General features: G+C 44.5%; 14 protein-coding genes and 1 pseudogene. 13 read left to right on the top strand and 2 right to left on the bottom strand.

Annotated elements, in window-relative coordinates:
• The first annotated feature begins 15 nt into the window (after positions 1-15).
• Positions 16-1,242: a beta-ketoacyl-ACP synthase I gene (gene fabB / locus BCU34_RS09405; RefSeq protein WP_057622324.1), complete on the top strand. Its 1,227-nt coding sequence runs from the start codon at positions 16-18 to the stop codon at positions 1,240-1,242.
• Between the two features lie 79 nt (positions 1,243-1,321).
• Here fabB and BCU34_RS09400 read toward each other — a convergent pair.
• Positions 1,322-1,615: pseudogene (locus BCU34_RS09400) on the bottom strand (hypothetical protein).
• Positions 1,616-1,701: 86 nt separating this feature from the next.
• Here BCU34_RS09400 and BCU34_RS09395 point away from each other — a divergent pair.
• From BCU34_RS09395 to purF, 9 genes are all read left to right on the top strand, one after another.
• Positions 1,702-2,835, top strand: coding sequence for a 4-phosphoerythronate dehydrogenase (locus BCU34_RS09395; protein WP_048660828.1), 1,134 nt, complete (start codon positions 1,702-1,704; stop codon positions 2,833-2,835).
• Positions 2,836-2,847: 12 nt separating this feature from the next.
• Positions 2,848-3,861 (top strand): aspartate-semialdehyde dehydrogenase, encoded by a 1,014-nt coding sequence (locus tag BCU34_RS09390; protein WP_102478340.1) that lies wholly within the window; start codon positions 2,848-2,850, stop codon positions 3,859-3,861.
• A gap of 207 nt (positions 3,862-4,068) precedes the next feature.
• Entirely contained in the window at positions 4,069-8,922 is a 4,854-nt protein-coding gene (locus BCU34_RS09385; RefSeq protein WP_102478341.1) for a FimV/HubP family polar landmark protein, read from the top strand.
• 193 nt (positions 8,923-9,115) lie between these two features.
• Positions 9,116-9,910 (top strand): tRNA pseudouridine(38-40) synthase TruA, encoded by a 795-nt coding sequence (truA, locus tag BCU34_RS09380; protein WP_004734161.1) that lies wholly within the window; start codon positions 9,116-9,118, stop codon positions 9,908-9,910.
• 176 nt (positions 9,911-10,086) lie between these two features.
• Positions 10,087-11,013 (top strand): acetyl-CoA carboxylase, carboxyltransferase subunit beta, encoded by a 927-nt coding sequence (gene accD, locus BCU34_RS09375; protein WP_010436898.1) that lies wholly within the window; start codon positions 10,087-10,089, stop codon positions 11,011-11,013.
• A gap of 42 nt (positions 11,014-11,055) precedes the next feature.
• Positions 11,056-12,318 (top strand): bifunctional tetrahydrofolate synthase/dihydrofolate synthase, encoded by a 1,263-nt coding sequence (gene folC / locus BCU34_RS09370; RefSeq protein ID WP_102478342.1) that lies wholly within the window; start codon positions 11,056-11,058, stop codon positions 12,316-12,318.
• The gene (locus BCU34_RS09365; RefSeq protein WP_048660824.1) at positions 12,319-12,894 is read left to right on the top strand and encodes an SPOR domain-containing protein; all 576 of its coding nucleotides are present in this window, start codon (positions 12,319-12,321) and stop codon (positions 12,892-12,894) included.
• A gap of 61 nt (positions 12,895-12,955) precedes the next feature.
• Positions 12,956-13,447: a CvpA family protein gene (locus BCU34_RS09360; RefSeq protein WP_009848678.1), complete on the top strand. Its 492-nt coding sequence runs from the start codon at positions 12,956-12,958 to the stop codon at positions 13,445-13,447.
• Positions 13,448-13,481: 34 nt separating this feature from the next.
• The gene (purF, locus tag BCU34_RS09355) at positions 13,482-14,996 is read left to right on the top strand and encodes an amidophosphoribosyltransferase (RefSeq protein ID WP_048660823.1); all 1,515 of its coding nucleotides are present in this window, start codon (positions 13,482-13,484) and stop codon (positions 14,994-14,996) included.
• Between the two features lie 76 nt (positions 14,997-15,072).
• Here the strand turns inward: purF and BCU34_RS09350 are convergent, their stop codons facing one another.
• On the bottom strand, positions 15,073-15,948 hold the full coding sequence (locus tag BCU34_RS09350) for a LysR family transcriptional regulator (protein ID WP_048660822.1): 876 nt from the start codon (positions 15,946-15,948) through the stop codon (positions 15,073-15,075).
• A 228-nt stretch (positions 15,949-16,176) separates the two neighbouring features.
• Here BCU34_RS09350 and BCU34_RS09345 point away from each other — a divergent pair, with 228 nt between their 5' ends.
• The 3 genes from BCU34_RS09345 to BCU34_RS09335 all read left to right on the top strand — a co-directional run bounded on the left by BCU34_RS09345 (position 16,177) and on the right by BCU34_RS09335 (position 18,012).
• Positions 16,177-17,280 (top strand): response regulator, encoded by a 1,104-nt coding sequence (locus BCU34_RS09345; protein WP_048660821.1) that lies wholly within the window; start codon positions 16,177-16,179, stop codon positions 17,278-17,280.
• 148 nt (positions 17,281-17,428) lie between these two features.
• Complete coding sequence (locus BCU34_RS09340) at positions 17,429-17,566, top strand: hypothetical protein (protein ID WP_017067606.1); 138 nt, start codon at positions 17,429-17,431, stop codon at positions 17,564-17,566.
• Between the two features lie 74 nt (positions 17,567-17,640).
• A complete protein-coding gene (locus BCU34_RS09335; RefSeq protein ID WP_029225617.1) occupies positions 17,641-18,012 on the top strand; it encodes a YbaN family protein in 372 nt (123 codons plus the stop codon).
• Positions 18,013-18,048: the final 36 nt, after the last annotated feature.

The following is an 18,048-nucleotide window of genomic DNA, read 5'->3' as shown; positions in this document are numbered from 1 at the left end:
TTATAGGAATGTCACATGAAACGAGTCGTAATCACCGGTATGGGTATTGTTTCAAGTATCGGTAACAACGTCGAAGAAGTTTTAGCATCACTGAAAGAGGGTAAATCTGGTATTACCGCTTCAGAGCAGTTCAAGGAAAATGGCTTGCGCTCTCAAGTATGGGGTAACCTAAAAATGAACCCTGCTGACCATATCGATCGCAAAAAAATGCGCTTTATGGGTGATGCAGCGGCATTCGCTTATCTTTCAATGGAGCAAGCAATTGCTGATTCTGGTTTAACTGAAGATCAAGTATCTAATGACCGCACGGGTATCGTTGCGGGTTCAGGTGGTGCTTCATCTCTAAACCAAGTAAACGCGGTAGACATCATTCGTGAGAAAGGCGTGAAGCGCGTTGGTCCATATATGGTTCCACGTACAATGGCTTCTACGGTTTCTGCTTGTCTAGCAACTCCTTTCAAAATCCGTGGTGTGAACTACTCTATGAGCTCTGCATGTGCGACATCTGCACACTGTATTGGTCACGCAATGGAGCTTATCCAACTTGGTAAGCAAGACGTTGTATTCGCTGGTGGCGGTGAAGAACTGGATTGGTCTCTGACTATGATGTTCGACGCAATGGGCGCACTTTCTACTAAGTACAACGACACTCCTGAGCTGGCTTCTCGTACTTATGATGCAGACCGTGACGGTTTCGTTATCTCTGGTGGTGGCGGCATGCTAGTAATCGAAGAGCTTGAGCACGCAGTTGCTCGTGGCGCAAAAATCTACGGTGAGATCGTAGGTTACGGCGCAACTTCAGATGGCTACGACATGGTTGCTCCTTCTGGTGAAGGCGCGGTTCGTTGTATGAAGATGGCTATGCAAAACGTTGATGGCGTTGACTACGTGAACACTCACGGTACTTCAACTCCAGTTGGCGACGTGAAAGAGCTAGGCGCTATCCAAGAAGTTTTCTCTCAAGGTAATGGCGGCGGTAACAGCCCAGCAATTTCTGCAACTAAAGCGATGACAGGTCACGCTCTAGGTGCAGCTGGCGTACACGAAGCGATTTACTCAACGCTAATGCTAGACAACGGCTTCATCGCTCCAAGCATTAACGTTTCTAACCTAGACGAAGCAGCTGCTGGCCTAGATATCGTAACTGAAGCTCGTGAACAAGAGCTAACAACGGTTATGTCTAACAGCTTTGGTTTCGGCGGTACGAACGCAACGCTAGTAATCAAAAAGTACCAAGCTTAATTTAGGCTTGAGTCAGATATACAAAGGTTAATCGTTAAAGGGTTACGCGAGTGTAGATTCAACACGCACAGGTAACTCATTAATTATGAACCACAGAACAAAGCTTTATAAACATGGGTTTTAAATCTAGGTTTAAAAGTTGAAAGGTTTCCAGAGCTTGATCAGTAGTGACTTAGTTAGTACTGGTTGAACAGACGCAAGACTCTGTCTCCTGGAGAGCGAGATAGGATCCTTTTGTTCTGGATGTTTGCCCGATTGTTTATTCAATCGGGCATTTTTCGTTTTAGCCGTTTGATCTTGGGTGTTCACTTTGGTTTCGGTTCTTGTCTGTCAAGGCTAGCCGATTCAGCCCTTTATTTATAATGTATTCCAATTGCTACTCGACACCGTGTGTGGAATTTTGCACAATCATTTCAATTCACATTTAGGTCGATAGACCCCAACGAAAGTACTCGCCAAATGAAAATCTTAATCGACGAAAATATGCCTTACGCTGAAGCGCTATTTAGCCAGCTAGGGGAAGTGACAATGAAGTCTGGTCGCACATTAACAGCTGACGACCTAGTTGACGTAGACGCATTGATGATTCGCTCTGTTACCAAAGTAAACGAGTCATTAATCAGCAAAGCCAATAAGCTGAAGTTTGTCGGGACTGCGACGGCTGGTATGGATCACGTTGACCAAGAATTGATGAAAGAGCGTGGCATTTTCTTTACTGCGGCTCCTGGCTGTAACAAGGTGGGTGTTGCTGAGTACGCGTTCAGTGCGATGATGGTTCTTGCGCAGCAGCAAGGCTTCTCTGTTTTTGATAAAACGGTTGGTATTATCGGCTGTGGTCAAGTGGGCAGCTACTTAGCGAAGTGCTTAGAAGGCATAGGTATTAAAGTTCTGCTGAACGATCCTCTAAAACAACAAGAGGGTGATTCTCGCGAATTTACTGAGCTAGAGACTCTGCTTGAGCAATCAGACGTTATTACATTGCACACGCCAATCACTAAGACGGGTGAGTTTCCAACGCATCACTTGATCAATGATCAAGTGCTGAACAACTTACGTGCTGATCAAATTCTGATTAATGCCGCTCGTGGCCCTGTGGTGGATAACCAAGCGCTAAAAGCTCGTTTACAAAAAGCTGATGGATTTACTGCGGTTCTTGATGTGTTTGAATTTGAACCTGAAGTCGACTTTGAACTTCTTCCGTTACTCGCTTTTGCAACTCCTCACGTAGCGGGCTACGGTTTAGAGGGTAAAGCGCGTGGTACCACGATGATCTTCAACAGTTATTGTGAGTTTTTAGGTACTGAACAGCGTGCGTATGCAAGTGACTTATTGCCGACAGCGCCTGTACCTCAAATGAAATTAGATAGAGCTTGGGATGAAGCAACACTGCACAATTTGACTCAGTTGATCTATGATGTGCGCAAAGACGACGCCTTATTCCGTCGCAATATCGCTACGCCGGGTTCTTTTGACAAGATGCGTAAAGAATATTGGGACCGCAGAGAATACAGTGCAGTCGAGTTAACGGGCGACGAATCTTGTAATTTAACGCCGTTATCTAAACTCGGTTTTATGGTAAAGCCAACTTTATAAAAGAGAGAAACAATGAGCCAAGAATTTAATATTGCTATTTTAGGTGCGACTGGTGCGGTTGGTGAAACCATTCTTGAAGTACTTAAAGAGCGTAAATTCCCTGTCGGTGAACTGCACTTACTAGCAAGTGAACGTAGTGAAGGCAAAACTTCCCGTTTTAACGGCAAAACAATACAAGTACAAAACGTAGAAGACTTCGATTGGTCTCAAGTACATATTGCGTTTTTCTCTGCAGGTAGCGAACTTTCAGAGCGTTGGGCTCCAATTGCTGCTGATGAAGGTGTTGTTGTTATCGATAACACATCACGTTTCCGTTACGAATACGATGTTCCTCTGGTTGTGCCTGAAGTGAACCCTGAAGCAATTGCTGAGTTCCGTAACCGTAACATCATCGCGAACCCTAACTGCTCGACTATCCAAATGGTAGTAGCGCTAAAACCAATTCACGATGAAGTGGGCCTTGAGCGTATTAACGTTTCAACTTACCAATCTGTGTCTGGTGCAGGTAAGCCAGGTATCGATGAGCTAGCGGGTCAAACGGCTAAGCTTCTTAACGGCATGCCAGCTGAAAATTCAGCGTTCTCACAACAGATCGCTTTCAACTGTATTCCTCAAATCGATGAATTTACAGAGAACGGCTACACGCGTGAAGAGATGAAGATGGTTTGGGAAACTCAAAAAATCTTTGCTGACTCTTCAATCACAGTGAACCCGACTTGTGTTCGCGTACCAGTATTTTACGGTCACGCAGAGTCTCTACACATTGAAACTCGCGCGCCTATCGGTGCAGAGCAAGTCGTTCAGCTTCTAGAGAACACAGAAGGTGTTGAAGTATTCCAAGCGCTAGACTTCCCAACTCAAGTTCGTGATGCAGGCGGTAAAGACCACGTAATGGTTGGTCGTATTCGTAACGACATCAGCCATCACAGCGGCGTGAATATGTGGGTTGTAGCTGATAACGTTCGTAAAGGCACAGCAACAAACGCAGTGCAAATCGCTGAAGTTCTGATTCGCGATTACTTCTAAGCTTTATTGCTTTGATAAACAAGCCTCACTCTTTAGTGGGGCTTTTTTAATCGATTAAAAATATTGTTAGTCAAATTGTGTGAAATTGCTGCGAATATTGTTGCTGCAACACATTTTTTGTTTTCATCTCTATAGTTTTACGTCATTTATCCGATATATTTAATAGATCATCACTTTTCCGAATTTAAGCACCTAGCTGAGCCTTTTATGTTTCAAATTTTCAAGCCGTGGTTAATGCCTTTTGCCTTTATCATTGCGACTCAGATTTCCGTTGTTCGTGCAGATTCCATTCGAGTTGTAGGGCCTAATGGTCAGATACAATCAGCGCCTACGTTTTCAGAACCTCTTCAAAGAGCGCAATCGAATAGCGCTGAGCCTTCACGTTTCTATGGTCCAACTCGCGGCTCAGAGACATTGTGGTCTATTGCTTCAAAGTTACGCCCTGATAACTCCGTTTCAGTCCAACAAACCCTGTTGGCTATTTATCGCTTAAACCCACAAGCGTTTGAAAACCAGAATATCCATAGTCTGCTATCTGCCAGCAATTTACGTGTGCCTTCTTTAGAACAAACACGTGCAAGTTCGACGCAGCAAGCTATCAACATCATGAACTCACATCTTGCTAAGCTTGATGCTCCTGCGAGCAAGCCTGTCGCTTCAAAACCAAAAACCTCGAGTTCTGATGCAAAAAATACTACTCCTGCCAAGCAAGTAAGCTCTGCTGAAACTGCAAAAAAACCATTGTCTCCAACTCAGTCTTCTCTAGAACAATCCGCTCCAACCCAAGAGATGAACAAGTTAGAGAAGCAGCTAGAGCTTTCAGAAACTGAACTCTTGTCACTTGAAGAGAAAAACCACCAACTTCGTTTGATGTTGTCGAATGTTCAATCGGAAGTTGATGAACTAAAAACTGAGCTCAGTGATGAAGACCGCATTCGTAGCGAAGTGGAAAAGCTGCTTGATGAAGAGCGCAGAAAGAACGCCGAAATTGAAAAGATGGCACCAAGTGCCATGGACGAATTGTTATCGAATGGTTGGTTAGTGGCGGCTCTTGCGATTATTCCAGGTCTGCTACTTGGTTTGATCATTGTGATGTTGTTAGGCCGTCGTTCTAAAAATGATGAGCAACAGCAAACTATTCAAGAGCAACCGATTCAGCCAGAACCAAGCGTCGTCGCGCCTATTGCATTGGGCGACGAGATGGATGACCTTAACGAGCTGTCGTTAGACGATGATTTGTTTGGTACGGAAGATGACGCCAACAAGTTGTTTGACGATCAAGCGCTAGCTGAAGAAGACGATGTCTTTGCCGGTTTAGATGAGTCGGATCTCGATTTTAACCTCGACGGTGAAGATGATGACCCGTTTGCCAGCATTGGCGAAAACGGTGATTTAGACACCAACTTCGATGATCTTGATTTAGACAGCAGTAACGGCATTAGTGTTAATGGCGAAGAGAAGGCTCTTGGTCTTGAAGAGATGGAGCGCGCGCTCGATAAAACCGCGGAAAGCGCACTTGATACAGATGAAGTCGATTTTGACCTTTCTGATGATAACGCAATGTCTGCTGATGACATTGAAGCCTTGTTATCTCAAGAGGGTGAAACTGAGGACTTAGGCTCTAACGAGCTAGACCAATCTTTATTAGATGATCTGTTTGCTCTTGATGACGAAGATGATGACAGCTTTGATATTGATGCGTTGATTTCGGAAGAGCAAAGTAATTCGCCGTCTAACACTGAAGCACCAGCAAGCGATGATTTTGACATTGATGCACTTATCTCAGAGCAACAAAGCGATACCAAGCCTGCTGATTTGAGCAATGACGATTTTGATATTGATGCTCTAATCTCTGAACAACAGAGCCCTGAGCCTGCGTCACCGACAGCAAATGATGATATTGATGACATCTTTGCCCAGGTTGCCGCTCAGAACGATCAGGCGAATGACCCTTTCAACCTCGATAATGACGATGAGATTGCCACTAACCTAAACAGTGGTTTAGCGTCTGATGATGATATCGAAAACATTTTGTCTCAGTTCGATAAGCCAATCGTAGATGAAGAACCTCAAGACAGCGTTGATCTGCTTGATGAGCAATTGGCTGGGGATGACGTTGATCTAAGTAACTCGACCGACCTTCTTGATGAAATGTTGGAAGACGAATCGGGTGATGAGTCTGAAAGTGAGCCTTTAGGTTTTGATTCATTATCTGAACTTGAAGAGCTTTCTGGTTTGTCGACCGATGATGACCTAAACATCGCAGAAGACAGCACGGAAACCTTGGATGAACTGATAGGTGATTCTGACGATGATGATTTCGAACTTGATGCCGAAAGTACCGACTTATTGGATGACTTCCTTGATAGTGAATTGTCAGATGATGGGCTGTCAGCAGACGAAGCAGATGCCCCAAAAGCGGAATCTTTAGACCCGTTTGATGACTTACTGACAACTGGCATTGAAGACGAGCTTGAATCTGAAGAGAATGCGTTTGATAAAGAGCTAGACGCAGCCTTTGGTTTTGACAACGCTAACGATGAACCTGAAGTGGGCTCAGACGTTGACCTTACTCCGTTAACCTCAGAAAAATCTGAAGTTGAGCCTGAGCACGCGTCGGATATTAGTGAAACACCACAACCTGAAGCAGTTAGTGATGAATCGTTAGATTCGGAACTGATCCAAGAAAGTGCTGACGTTAAGCCAGAAAATGATGAAGACTTTAATCGTGATGACTTTATCGATGATTTGTTCGGTGTCGCACCGGCAACGGATGCTTTACTTGATGACTCGCTAGAAACGACAGACGAAGCGTTGATTGATGAGTTAATGACTTCTGATGACAACGATTCGCTGCCAGCGACAGAAGAGCCAGCTGAACCATCTCTTGAAAATACGGTTGAACCAGAGCAAACGTCTCTTTCAGATAGCAACCAAGTATCAGCGGAAGAAACTGAATCATCGGTTGAAGATGATGAACTGGATATCGACTCGCTGTTATCTGAGAATTCTGATTTTGACAAACCAGATTTTGAAGAGCGAGTTCAAGAAGAAACCGCACAACAAGAACCAGAGCCGAAAGAAGCCGACGTCCAAGAGCAACGTGAAGACATCGCTGCTAGCTTTGAAGATCAAGCTTCACCATCCTCTTTAAATGATATCTCTGACGATGATGAAGAGACGGTTGAAGATTGGTTAGCTGAAGCGATCGACGATGTAGAGTCGCCTGTGAACGTTACCTCTGATTTTGACTTTGAACCGAAGATCCAAGGTAGCGATCAGTTTGAAGATGTCGTTGAATCCTTGCCAGAGCCAGAGCCAGAGCCAGAGCCAGAGCCAGAGCCAGAGCCAGAGCCAGTTCGTGCTGCCAATATGCCAGAAATTATTCCAAATGAATTTGGCGTACCACAAGACGACGATTGGCTGATTGAAGATGAGACGTCTGCACCACAAGCATTAGCAGAAACTGACGCAACACCAGAACCTGTAGCACCTGTTGTTGAACCTAAATTAGACGCTGAATCGCAAGTTGAAGCTACTCCACAAGCGGAAGTAGCAGAACAAGAAAGCGAAGACGAATTCTCGTTTGATGACTTCGAATTACCTGAGTTTGGTGAAGAAGACGCACTGGCGGAAGCTGATGCTGAAGCAACACCAGAATCAGTAGTACCTGCTGTTGAGACTCAAGCTGAAGCTAAGAGTCAAGACGACGAAGAGTTTTCGTTTGATGACTTTGAGTTGCCAGAGTTTAGTGAAGAAGACGCACTGGCGGAAGCTGATGCTGAATCAACAGCAGAGCCAGCAACGCCTGATATCGACTCTCAACCAAGTGTTGAATCGCAACCAACCGCTGAGCCTCAGCTAGAGGCTGCACCACAGGCTGAAACTGCGAAACCAGAAAGCGAAGAAGAGTTCTCGTTTGATGATTTTGAGCTGCCAGAATTCGGTGAAGAAGATGCATTAGCTGAAGTTGTTAGCGAACCAGACGAAGCTCAATTAGAACAAGATCTATCTGATGGCACTGAGAAGTTCGAATTCGATGACCTTGATCTGCCTGAATACGATGAAGAGAGTGCGAAAGCCGATTCTGTCTTAGATGATATTGAGCAAAGCAGTGCTGAGCCAGTAGCAGAAGATGAAGGCGTAGAGTTCAATGAACTTGATTTACCAGAATACGGTGAAGATGAAGCCATCTCTGATGCTTTTGCTGAGAAGCCAACACCGCTAACGTCTTTCAGTCCACAAGGCGAAGAGCAGGATGCGTTGCATGATTTGTTCTCAAACCCGCAGAGCTTCAGTCACGCTGAAGATTTCTCGAATGCACAAGATTCTGAGTTGGCTGGTTTTGCACAGCCAGAAGAATCACTGAGCGCTGCGTCAGAGCTAAACTCAACGCCTGCAGCGGTTCAAGACGAGCCACTAGAAGGCTTTGATGACTTTGATGAGACAGCATTAGCTGAGTTGCTTTCTGAAGATGTTCAAGACTCTGTCGACAACATGTTCGATAAGCCATTGGATGCAACATCGATTGATAGTGCAGGGCTAGATATTGATGCCATGCTAGAAGTTGGCGGCGAAGACTGGAAAGGCTTTAACCTAGCGCCAGAGCAACAATCGAGCATGCATAATGATGTGCCTGATGACCAACAAGAGATTTGGGCGTCGGCTGAACAGCAAGCTGAACCGAAGATCAAAGAAGAGAACTGGGCTCAACAAGACAACCTAACCGAATCAGGCAGCAGCCGTGATAAGCAATACATGACCATTGATGAACTGATGGCTCAAGTCGAGCAAGAAGGTGAAGAGGTCATTAATCCGGATGATGAAGAGCTTAAACTGGATGTTGGCCTAAATGAATTCCCAGACGTTATCGGCGACATTGGCAACTATGATGTTGATAGCAACGCAGAGGCTGCAGGTAAGCTTGATTTGGCTAAAATTTACATCGAGATGAGTGACTCGCAAGGTGCAATTAAGCTTCTAGAAGAGGCAATCGTTGACGGTAGCGATGATATTCGTCGAGAGGCAAAAAACCTGATCGATTCGTTAAACGGTCGATAAATTAAAAATCATAAAGGGTAGCGTTGGCTACCCTTTGTTTTAAGGCGATACAGAGCGCCATTGTATTATTTGGTTTCTTAAAAGTATCGTCTCGGTCGATGCTGATTGTTTATTGAAGTTTTAGCCCCATCCTATTTGGGCTAGCACTGATTTCCGTATATACTTCTCGCCCATTTTCAAAGAGAACAAGAACATGAAAATTGCTTTAGGTATTGAATATAACGGTACCCACTACTTTGGTTGGCAGCGCCAACGAGACGTGAAAAGTGTCCAAGAAGAATTGGAAAAGGCTCTTTCAGTTGTCGCGAATCACCCTGTAGAAGTTATGTGCGCAGGTCGTACAGATGCCGGTGTTCACGGTACGGGACAAGTCGTTCACTTTGAAACTAATGTCGATCGTAAAATGGTGGCATGGACAATGGGCGCGAATGCCAACATGCCAAAAGATATTGCGGTTCGTTGGGCGACAGAAGTGAATGAGGATTTCCATGCTCGTTTCTCAGCAACTGCCCGCCGTTATCGCTACATTATCTTTAACCATGCACTTCGCCCAGGCATTTTGAATTCAGGCGTGAGCCATTATCATGGTCATCTTGATGAGAAAAAAATGCACGAAGCGGGTCAGTACTTACTTGGTGAGAATGACTTCACTTCGTTCAGGGCAACACATTGTCAATCCCGTAGCCCATGGAGAAACATGATTCACTTGAATGTGACTCGCCATGGACACTACATTGTGATCGATATTAAAGCGAATGCGTTTGTTCACCACATGGTGAGGAATATTACTGGTAGCCTTATTGCCGTTGGTAAGGGTGAGCAGAAACCAGAGTGGATCCAGTGGCTTTTAGAAGCTAAAGATCGAAAAGTAGCCGGCGCAACTGCAAAAGCGGAAGGTTTGTATCTGGTGGATGTTGATTATCCCGAACATTTTGAACTACCACGAGAGCCAATTGGTCCTCTATTTTTGCCGGATAATTTGAACTAAATGTGAGACTTAGGTTCAAAAATTATTACGGTTTAGTGCGTAAGATAGTCCCAGAAAATAGGTACAACCAGTTTTTTATCTACAGTCGCTGTTTTATGTGCTTTAATTCCCACGCATAATTCCCAAATTTATTTCTTTCGCAATCAAGCGGAAGAATCGAAACAAAAAGGTCTTCCATGAGTTGGCTTGAAAAGATTTTAGAAAAAAGCAACATCGTAACATCTCGTAAAGCGTCTATCCCTGAGGGTGTTTGGACTAAATGTACTTCTTGTGAGCAGGTTCTGTACCATGCTGAACTAGAGCGTAACCTAGAAGTATGTCCAAAATGTGACCATCACATGCGCATGAAAGCACGTCGTCGTCTGGATACATTCCTAGACAAAGGTGAACGTGTTGAACTAGGTACTGATCTTGAGCCACAAGATAAGCTGAAATTTAAAGATTCTAAGCGTTACAAAGAACGTATCTCTGCTGCACAGAAAAACAGTGGTGAGACAGATGCACTAGTTGCAATGAAAGGCGAACTGCTTGGTTTACCTATCGTAGCGTGTGCTTTTGAATTCTCATTCATGGGCGGCTCAATGGGTTCTGTTGTAGGTGCTCGTTTCGTGAAAGCGGTAGATGCTGCTATCGAGAACAACTGTGGTTTAGTTTGTTTCTCTGCTAGTGGTGGTGCGCGTATGCAAGAGGCATTGATGTCTCTAATGCAAATGGCGAAAACCAGTGCTGCTCTAGAGCGTTTATCGGCGAAAGGCCTACCGTTTGTTTCAGTAATGACTGATCCAACAATGGGTGGTGTTTCTGCAAGTTTGGCGATGCTTGGCGATATCAACATTGGTGAGCCAAAAGCTCTTATCGGTTTCGCTGGACGTCGTGTAATTGAACAAACGGTACGTGAAGACCTTCCTGAAGGTTTCCAACGCAGTGAGTTCCTACTAGACCACGGTGCTATCGACATGATTGTTGACCGTCGTGAGATGCGTCAGCGCGTTGCAAGCCTTGTTGCTAAAATGACCAACCAGCCTTCACCATTAGTAGTTTCTGTGAACGATTCACCGAATGAAGCTACTTATGAAGTACCAGAAGCGCCAGAAAAAGGGTAAAGTACCTTCTAACAAACCAACTTAATTATGGTTATGAGTTAGATGAGTCAACAACCTATTCCTCAAGCCACATCCTCTTTGGAGATGTGGCTTGATTATTTATCAAACATCCACACAAGCGCTATTGATCTTGGATTAGACCGAGTTCAGGCCGTCGCCTCTAAGGCAAACCTCACCAAACCTGCTCAACATGTTATTACTGTTGCCGGAACCAATGGCAAAGGCTCAACATGTGCACTGATGGAAGCGATTCTATTGGACGCTGGTTACTCAGTTGGTGTCTACAGCTCTCCTCACTTAATTCGCTATAACGAACGTGTTCGTATCAACGGCCAAGATCTCTCTGATGAAAAGATGGTTCAGTCTTTCGATTTTATTGAGAAAGAGCGTGGCGAAATCAGCCTGAGCTTTTTCGAATATGGCACTTTAGCGGCGTTACGTGCATTTCAAACTGAAGCGGTTGATGTTGTGCTATTAGAAGTTGGTTTAGGCGGACGTCTAGACGCGACCAATATCGTTGAGCATGATGTTTCCGTGATTACTAGTTTGGCTGTCGACCATGTTGACTGGCTAGGTGATGACATCAATGTGATTGGTTTTGAGAAAGCGGGCATTTATCGTAGTGGTAAACCCGCTATTTGTGGTCAACCTAAACCACCGGCAACGGTTGCAGCGCACGCTGATGACATTAAGGCTGAGTTCTATCAAGTTGGTATTCAATACACTTATGATGTTGACGGTGATACGTGGGACTGGCGCAGTGGTGCATTCCAGCTGGAATCGCTACCTATTCCGAGCTTGCCGTTACCTAACGCTGCAACAGCGCTGATGGCATTGGGCACATCAGAGCTTAATATTAGCGACGTGAACGTTGTTAACGGCATGAAGAATGCGAAGCTTCCTGGGCGTATGCAGCAAATTAGTGATCAACCCGTGATTGTGCTTGATGTGGCGCACAACCCGCATTCCGCTGAATACTTTGCGCAGCAAGTTACGAAAAAGTATGCGGGTAAAAATTTACACGTTGTAGTCGCCATGCTTCATGACAAAGATATCCCTGCGACATTGGAAGTATTAGCGCCAATCGCAACTCATTGGTATCCAGCTTCATTGCAAGGGCCACGTGCAGCGACAGCAGCTGAATTGTGTCAAAGCCTGCCTGAAGGTGTAGAGCAGTATCTAAACCCTGTAGCAGCGTTTGAAGCGGCTTTAGCTTCTGTTAAAGGTGATGATGTTGTGTTGGTGGTCGGTTCTTTCCATACCGTAGGCGAAGTCTTGGAGCATTGGCAGAAAAAAGGAAACTAAATGGCAAGTAAATTCCAAAGCCGATTAGTCGGCACCATCATTTTAGTGGCCATTGGCGTGATTGTATTGCCCGATGTGCTAGATGGTAAGAAGCTCCACTATAAAGAAGAGTTTGCAAGCATTCCGATTAAGCCAGAGCTTGATAGTAATGTTGAAGTGTTTGAAGTACTCGATCCCGTTGAAGATCAGATAGCGCTACCGGATTCTCCAGTTGAGCAAGTGGTTGAAAGTGGTCGTACTGATAATTCAAACACGCAAACCGCGTCTTCTTCCAATAATAAAGAAGCTGACAAAGTGGCAGTAGTAGTTAAGCCAGTACCGGAAAAAAATGAATACCAAGACAGTGCTTGGATTATTCAATTGATGGCTTTGAAGAATGCTGACAACGCAAAAAATGTTGTTGAGGATCTGCAAAAGCGTGGTTATCAGGCTCACACCAAGCAAGAAAAAACTTTTACGCGAGTAATTATTGGCCCGGATGTCTCTAAATCCAAACTTGAGCGACAAATTAAGGAATTAGAAAAAATTACGGGTTCAAAAGGCCAATTGCTCAAATTTAAACCGTTAAATCCATAAGAAAACGTTTGCGTCAGCATTTTTTCTGTTAAAATGCGCGCCAACTTAAGATGAAGAATTCATGAATTGGTTAGATTTTGTCATTTTAGGCGTGATCGGCTTCTCTGCCGTGATCAGTTTAGTTCGTGGTTTCGCTAAAGAAGCCTTGTCACTCGTAATTTGGTTTGGAGCATTTTTTATTGCTAGCCAGTACTACGCTAAATTAGCGATGTACTTCACCAATATCGAAGATGAGATGTTTCGAAACGGAACTGCGATAGCAGCATTGTTTGTTGCAACGTTAGTTGTTGGTGCCTTAGTTAACTATGTCATCGGTCAGCTAGTTCAGAAAACAGGCCTGTCAGGTACAGACAGAATCCTCGGTGTCGTCTTTGGTGGCTTACGTGGTGTTTTGATTGTTTCTGCAGTGTTGTTTTTCATGGATGCGTTTACTGCATTCCCAAGTTCTGAGTGGTGGAAGAATTCGCAATTGGTTCCGGAATTTAGTCGAATCATTGCGCCGTTCTTCGAGCATTTACAAGCAACATCTAGTTTCTTATCTGGCGCGCTCTAGCGCCAGTTAATGTCGAAAAATCGAGGATTAGGACATGTGTGGTATTGTTGGAATCGTGGGTTCAACACCTGTAAACCAGTCTATTTATGACGCTTTAACGGTATTGCAGCATCGTGGCCAAGATGCCGCTGGTATTTGTACCATAGAAAGCAATCGTTTCCGTCTGCGTAAGGCGAACGGTTTAGTAAAAGATGTTTTTGAAGCAAAACACATGCAGCGCCTACAAGGTGAAGTTGGTATTGGCCATGTTCGTTATCCTACAGCGGGTAGTTCAAGTGCGTCTGAAGCTCAGCCTTTCTACGTAAACTCTCCTTTTGGCATTACGTTGGCGCACAACGGTAACCTGACGAACGCAAACGAAGTTCGTGAGAAGTTGTTCGAAAAAGACCGTCGCCATGTAAACACAACCTCTGACTCTGAAGTTCTACTGAACGTATTGGCTCATGAGATCGATACTGTTAAAGGTAACGTGACTTCGGATGATGTTTTCCGCGCTGTGGCAAATGTGCACCGCACAATTCGCGGTGCTTACGCCGTAACTGCGATGATCATCGGCCACGGTATGATCGCATTCCGTGACCCACATGGTATTCGTCCACTGTGTCTTGGTAAGCGTGAAGTTAATGGTAAAACAGAGTACATGGTTGCGTCTGAATCGGTAGCACTCGATGCTGTTGGCTTCGACTTCATGCGCGACGTAGCGCCAGGTGAAGCTATCTACGCAACATTCGACGGTGAGCTTTTCACTAAGCAATGTGCAGACAACCCACAACTAAACCCATGTATCTTTGAGTTTGTATACTTTGCACGCCCAGATTCATTCATCGATAAAATCTCGGTTTACAGCGCACGCGTTGAGATGGGTGAGATGCTTGGTAAGCGTATTAAAGAAGAGTACGCAGACTTAGATATTGATGTGGTTATCCCAATCCCTGAAACATCAAACGATATTGCGCTGCGAATCGCTCAAGCGATCAATAAGCCATACCGTCAAGGTTTCGTAAAAAACCGTTATGTTGGCCGCACGTTCATTATGCCTGGTCAGCAACAGCGTAAGAAGTCGGTTCGCCGTAAGCTGAACGCAATCCGTTCTGAGTTTAAAGGTAAGAACGTTCTATTGGTTGATGACTCTATCGTTCGCGGCACAACATCAGAGCAGATCATTGAAATGGCTCGTGATTCTGGCGCAAACAAAGTGTTCATGGTTTCAGCAGCTCCAGAGGTTCGCTTCCCTAACGTTTACGGTATTGATATGCCGAGCGCGACAGAGCTGATTGCTCATGGTCGTGATAACGAAACGATTTGTAAGCAGATTGGCGCAGATGCCTTGATTTTCCAAACACTACCAGATCTGATTTCGGCAGTGGGCATGGGCAATCAAGACATTTCTCGTTTCGATACTTCTGTATTTAACGGCGAGTATGTAACGGGTGATATCGACCAAGCGTACCTAGATTTCCTAGACTCTTTGCGTAATGACGACTCAAAGGTTCAGCGTGAGATTCAACAAGATCTAGCGAACCTAGAGTTACACAACGAAGGTGCTTAGTTTTCGTTAGTGGCAAGAATATAAAAAACCAGAGCATCGGCTCTGGTTTTTTTGTTTACGGAGAAGGGGATTGACCTTAATGAATGTGGTACGCGATCACAAAATCAATAAACAATCTAACTTTCTCTGGTAGATGGTCTTTGTGGTTATAAAGCATGTAAATATCACGAGGGTTAGCGCTCCAGTCTTCTAAGACTTGGACTAAGCTGCCATCTTCAATGTATTCACGGATCATCACGTCAGGCATTAGGGTGATACCTAGGCCTTCTGAACAGGCTTGTCTCACGACATTAAGCGCATTCGCATTGAAACGGCCTTTCTCGCTATTCACCACCGTCTCTTCATTCGAATTACTCAGCTGCCACTTAATCAGCGGGTAGCCTTTGAGTAGCGAATGGTTCGCTAGCTCTTCAGCATGGCTTGGTGCTGGGTTCTTCGCTAAATACTCAGGGCTCGCGATAAGAATATCTTTTACTTCACTGATTTTTCGAGCGATTAGGCTTGAATCACGTTGTGGGCCGACACGGAAAATCACGTCCCACTCAGTTGGGTCCAGCTGATCCGCTTGGTTGTTCATCATCAGCTCAATATTGATATCAGGGTATTGAGTCATGAAATCGCTGAACATTGGCATCATCATGCGCTTGGTCAGGTTGGAAGGTGCCGTAATACGAATCTTACCGGAAGCTCCTTTGCACACGTCAGTTAACTCTTCAGCAGTAGAAGAGAGACGCTGCAATAACGGAGAGCATTCATTGTAGAAACGTTCGCCAGCCTCTGTTAAAGAAAGTTTACGCGCGTGTCTATTGAGAAGCCTAAGGTTCAAAGAGTCTTCTAAGGCTTGGATGCGTCGTGTGATGGTCGCAACCGGAATCATAGTCTTGCGCGATGTTGCGGTGTAGCTCCCATTTTCAACGACGAGTCGAAAGAGGTTTAAATCATCTAATTTCATAAATCCAGACACATTTGTTTACAATCTCATCTAATTTATACGTAACAGTGAGATCAATGTTTGCGTTACGTCAACTCGTTGCACTATTTACAAGTATTCCAACCCTCGTCACGAATTACCAGCAAAGAGTGCAAATTTGTGTATTTAGCATTTTATTACTAAGTTTTATATTAGTTCTTAGAACAGATAACAATAATAATTCGACTTAGTTTTGTGAGGTTATAGATTATGTACAAAACTCACAGTCAGCCAGTAATGACCTCGGCTCAGGAAGTAATTAACCAAAAATGCGTGATGTTGGTTGATGATGATCCTATTTTTCGCCGGATAACCAGCGCATACCTAGACAAGGTTGGTTATAAAGTGGTTGAGGCTGAAAATGGGCTGGACGCTCTGCAAAAGCTTAGAGACTCAGCGCCAGATTTAATTGTGTGTGACTTATCAATGCCGATACTTGATGGCATCGAGCTTGTGGAAGAGCTCAGTTTAGAGTACCCGTCGCTGCCTATGATCGTTGTGTCCGGCACAGATGACATGTCTGATGTGGCGAAAGCATTGCGATTTGGTATTAAAGATTTTTTAGCGAAACCGTTAGAGGATCACGGTCACTTAGGAAGTGCGATTGCGAATACATTGACAGATTCGTTCGATAACATTTCAGACCAACGAGATTTTTCAAGCCAATGGTTCTGCGTTGATGACGGGGGAGAGATCCCTGAAGACCAAGAGCTACATTGGCACCTGAATTACCTGCAAGAGAACCCTAGTGCGGCAAGAGACTTATTGCACGCGTTGCTACCAGAGAAAGACACACGACAAGGTTCATGGCGTTGCAGTTACCGACTACTGCAATCAACAGAGATGATGCCACTCGTCTTTGATTATGCTTGGATGATGAATGGGCAATTTGCTTTTTACCTCGTTGATTCGTCTTCTGCCGATAATGGCAGTTCAGCGTCAACACTTCTGGTGAGAGCCTTATTCCACGATTACATAAGAAATCGAAAAGATTTTAATGTTGATCTCAAAGATATTGCCGAGATTTTAGAGAAGGGGATTGAGTGCTCGAAATGCGCAACGCCCGTTAACGCTTTGTTTGGTGTCGCCAATCTTGCCGAGGGTACTATCTCTATTTTGCCTGCGGGTTTAGATGGACAATGGTCTAATGGTGAATTGAATCAACATATTGCCGCGGGCGAACGCTTAGGTGAGAATTGTAAGAAGAACTTCATTACACGGGATCTGCCGATTGAACAGGGCTGCCAACTTTCGTTGAGCCTGCTTGGTTCGGCGAGTTTTAGCTTAGACATACATCAAGGGTCTACTGATTAACCCTATATTTCCTCGGTTTTTGTGAATAATTGATTAAGGTATAGTTGCGCAAATGGTGTTGCTATGCCTTTTTTGTTAAATGTCGATTTAGCAAAGCGGGTTTGGTTCGCCAGACACTTACCTTTACTAACAAAAACAAGAAGTAATCATGGCAGATAACAAAGACTTTCAAGACCCGTTTAATGTATTCTACTTTTTAGGATTTTTAGCCGCATTTTTAATGATTCCATTGCTACCAGCAACACTTACGTTGATCCGTGTATTCAATGGTTACGCAACATTCTAGTGACGTTATCGTCGCCAATTGGCGATAGCTAACTCAAGGAGGCCACAATTAGCGTTCGAGTTTTAAGCCTCAATATTGCTGGTGGCCTTTGTATATTTCTTGCAGTTTTAGGGATAGTTTTACCCGTTCTGCCCACAACACCTTTCCTCCTTCTTGCTAGCGCATGCTTCATGCGAAGTAACCCTAAAGTTCACAAATGGATGCATGAGCATAAAACGCTCGGCCCGTTACTGAACAATTGGTATCAGCACGGTGCTGTGACTAAACAAGTTAAAACGCGTGGCGTATTCTTTATCTTGTTGAGTTTTGCGTTATCGATCTACTTTGCCCCTATCATTTGGGTCAAGGCTTTCCTAATTTGCGTACTTGTTATTCTTCTCACATGGTTTATGCGACTTCCAACTCATGAGTTGGTTGCTGACAGCAAAGAAAATCACTACCATTAAGCCAGTGTGCCTGCTTGTATAGCGGGCGTTTATTAT

It is taken from the genome of Vibrio sp. 10N.286.45.E10 (genome assembly GCF_002874195.2).
Taxonomy (GTDB): domain Bacteria; phylum Pseudomonadota; class Gammaproteobacteria; order Enterobacterales; family Vibrionaceae; genus Vibrio; species Vibrio crassostreae.
This window is presented reverse-complemented; position numbering and strand designations above follow the sequence as displayed.

Coding starts and splice junctions, on each gene's coding strand:
- BCU34_RS09340 (WP_017067606.1), top strand. CDS start 17,429: ATGGCAGATAACAAAGACTTTCAAGACCCGTTTAATGTATTCTACTTT.
- fabB (WP_057622324.1), top strand. CDS start 16: ATGAAACGAGTCGTAATCACCGGTATGGGTATTGTTTCAAGTATCGGT.
- BCU34_RS09365 (WP_048660824.1), top strand. CDS start 12,319: ATGGCAAGTAAATTCCAAAGCCGATTAGTCGGCACCATCATTTTAGTG.
- BCU34_RS09350 (WP_048660822.1), bottom strand. CDS start 15,948: ATGAAATTAGATGATTTAAACCTCTTTCGACTCGTCGTTGAAAATGGG.
- truA (WP_004734161.1), top strand. CDS start 9,116: ATGAAAATTGCTTTAGGTATTGAATATAACGGTACCCACTACTTTGGT.
- BCU34_RS09360 (WP_009848678.1), top strand. CDS start 12,956: ATGAATTGGTTAGATTTTGTCATTTTAGGCGTGATCGGCTTCTCTGCC.
- BCU34_RS09385 (WP_102478341.1), top strand. CDS start 4,069: ATGTTTCAAATTTTCAAGCCGTGGTTAATGCCTTTTGCCTTTATCATT.
- accD (WP_010436898.1), top strand. CDS start 10,087: ATGAGTTGGCTTGAAAAGATTTTAGAAAAAAGCAACATCGTAACATCT.
- BCU34_RS09345 (WP_048660821.1), top strand. CDS start 16,177: ATGTACAAAACTCACAGTCAGCCAGTAATGACCTCGGCTCAGGAAGTA.
- purF (WP_048660823.1), top strand. CDS start 13,482: ATGTGTGGTATTGTTGGAATCGTGGGTTCAACACCTGTAAACCAGTCT.
- BCU34_RS09390 (WP_102478340.1), top strand. CDS start 2,848: ATGAGCCAAGAATTTAATATTGCTATTTTAGGTGCGACTGGTGCGGTT.
- BCU34_RS09395 (WP_048660828.1), top strand. CDS start 1,702: ATGAAAATCTTAATCGACGAAAATATGCCTTACGCTGAAGCGCTATTT.
- folC (WP_102478342.1), top strand. CDS start 11,056: ATGAGTCAACAACCTATTCCTCAAGCCACATCCTCTTTGGAGATGTGG.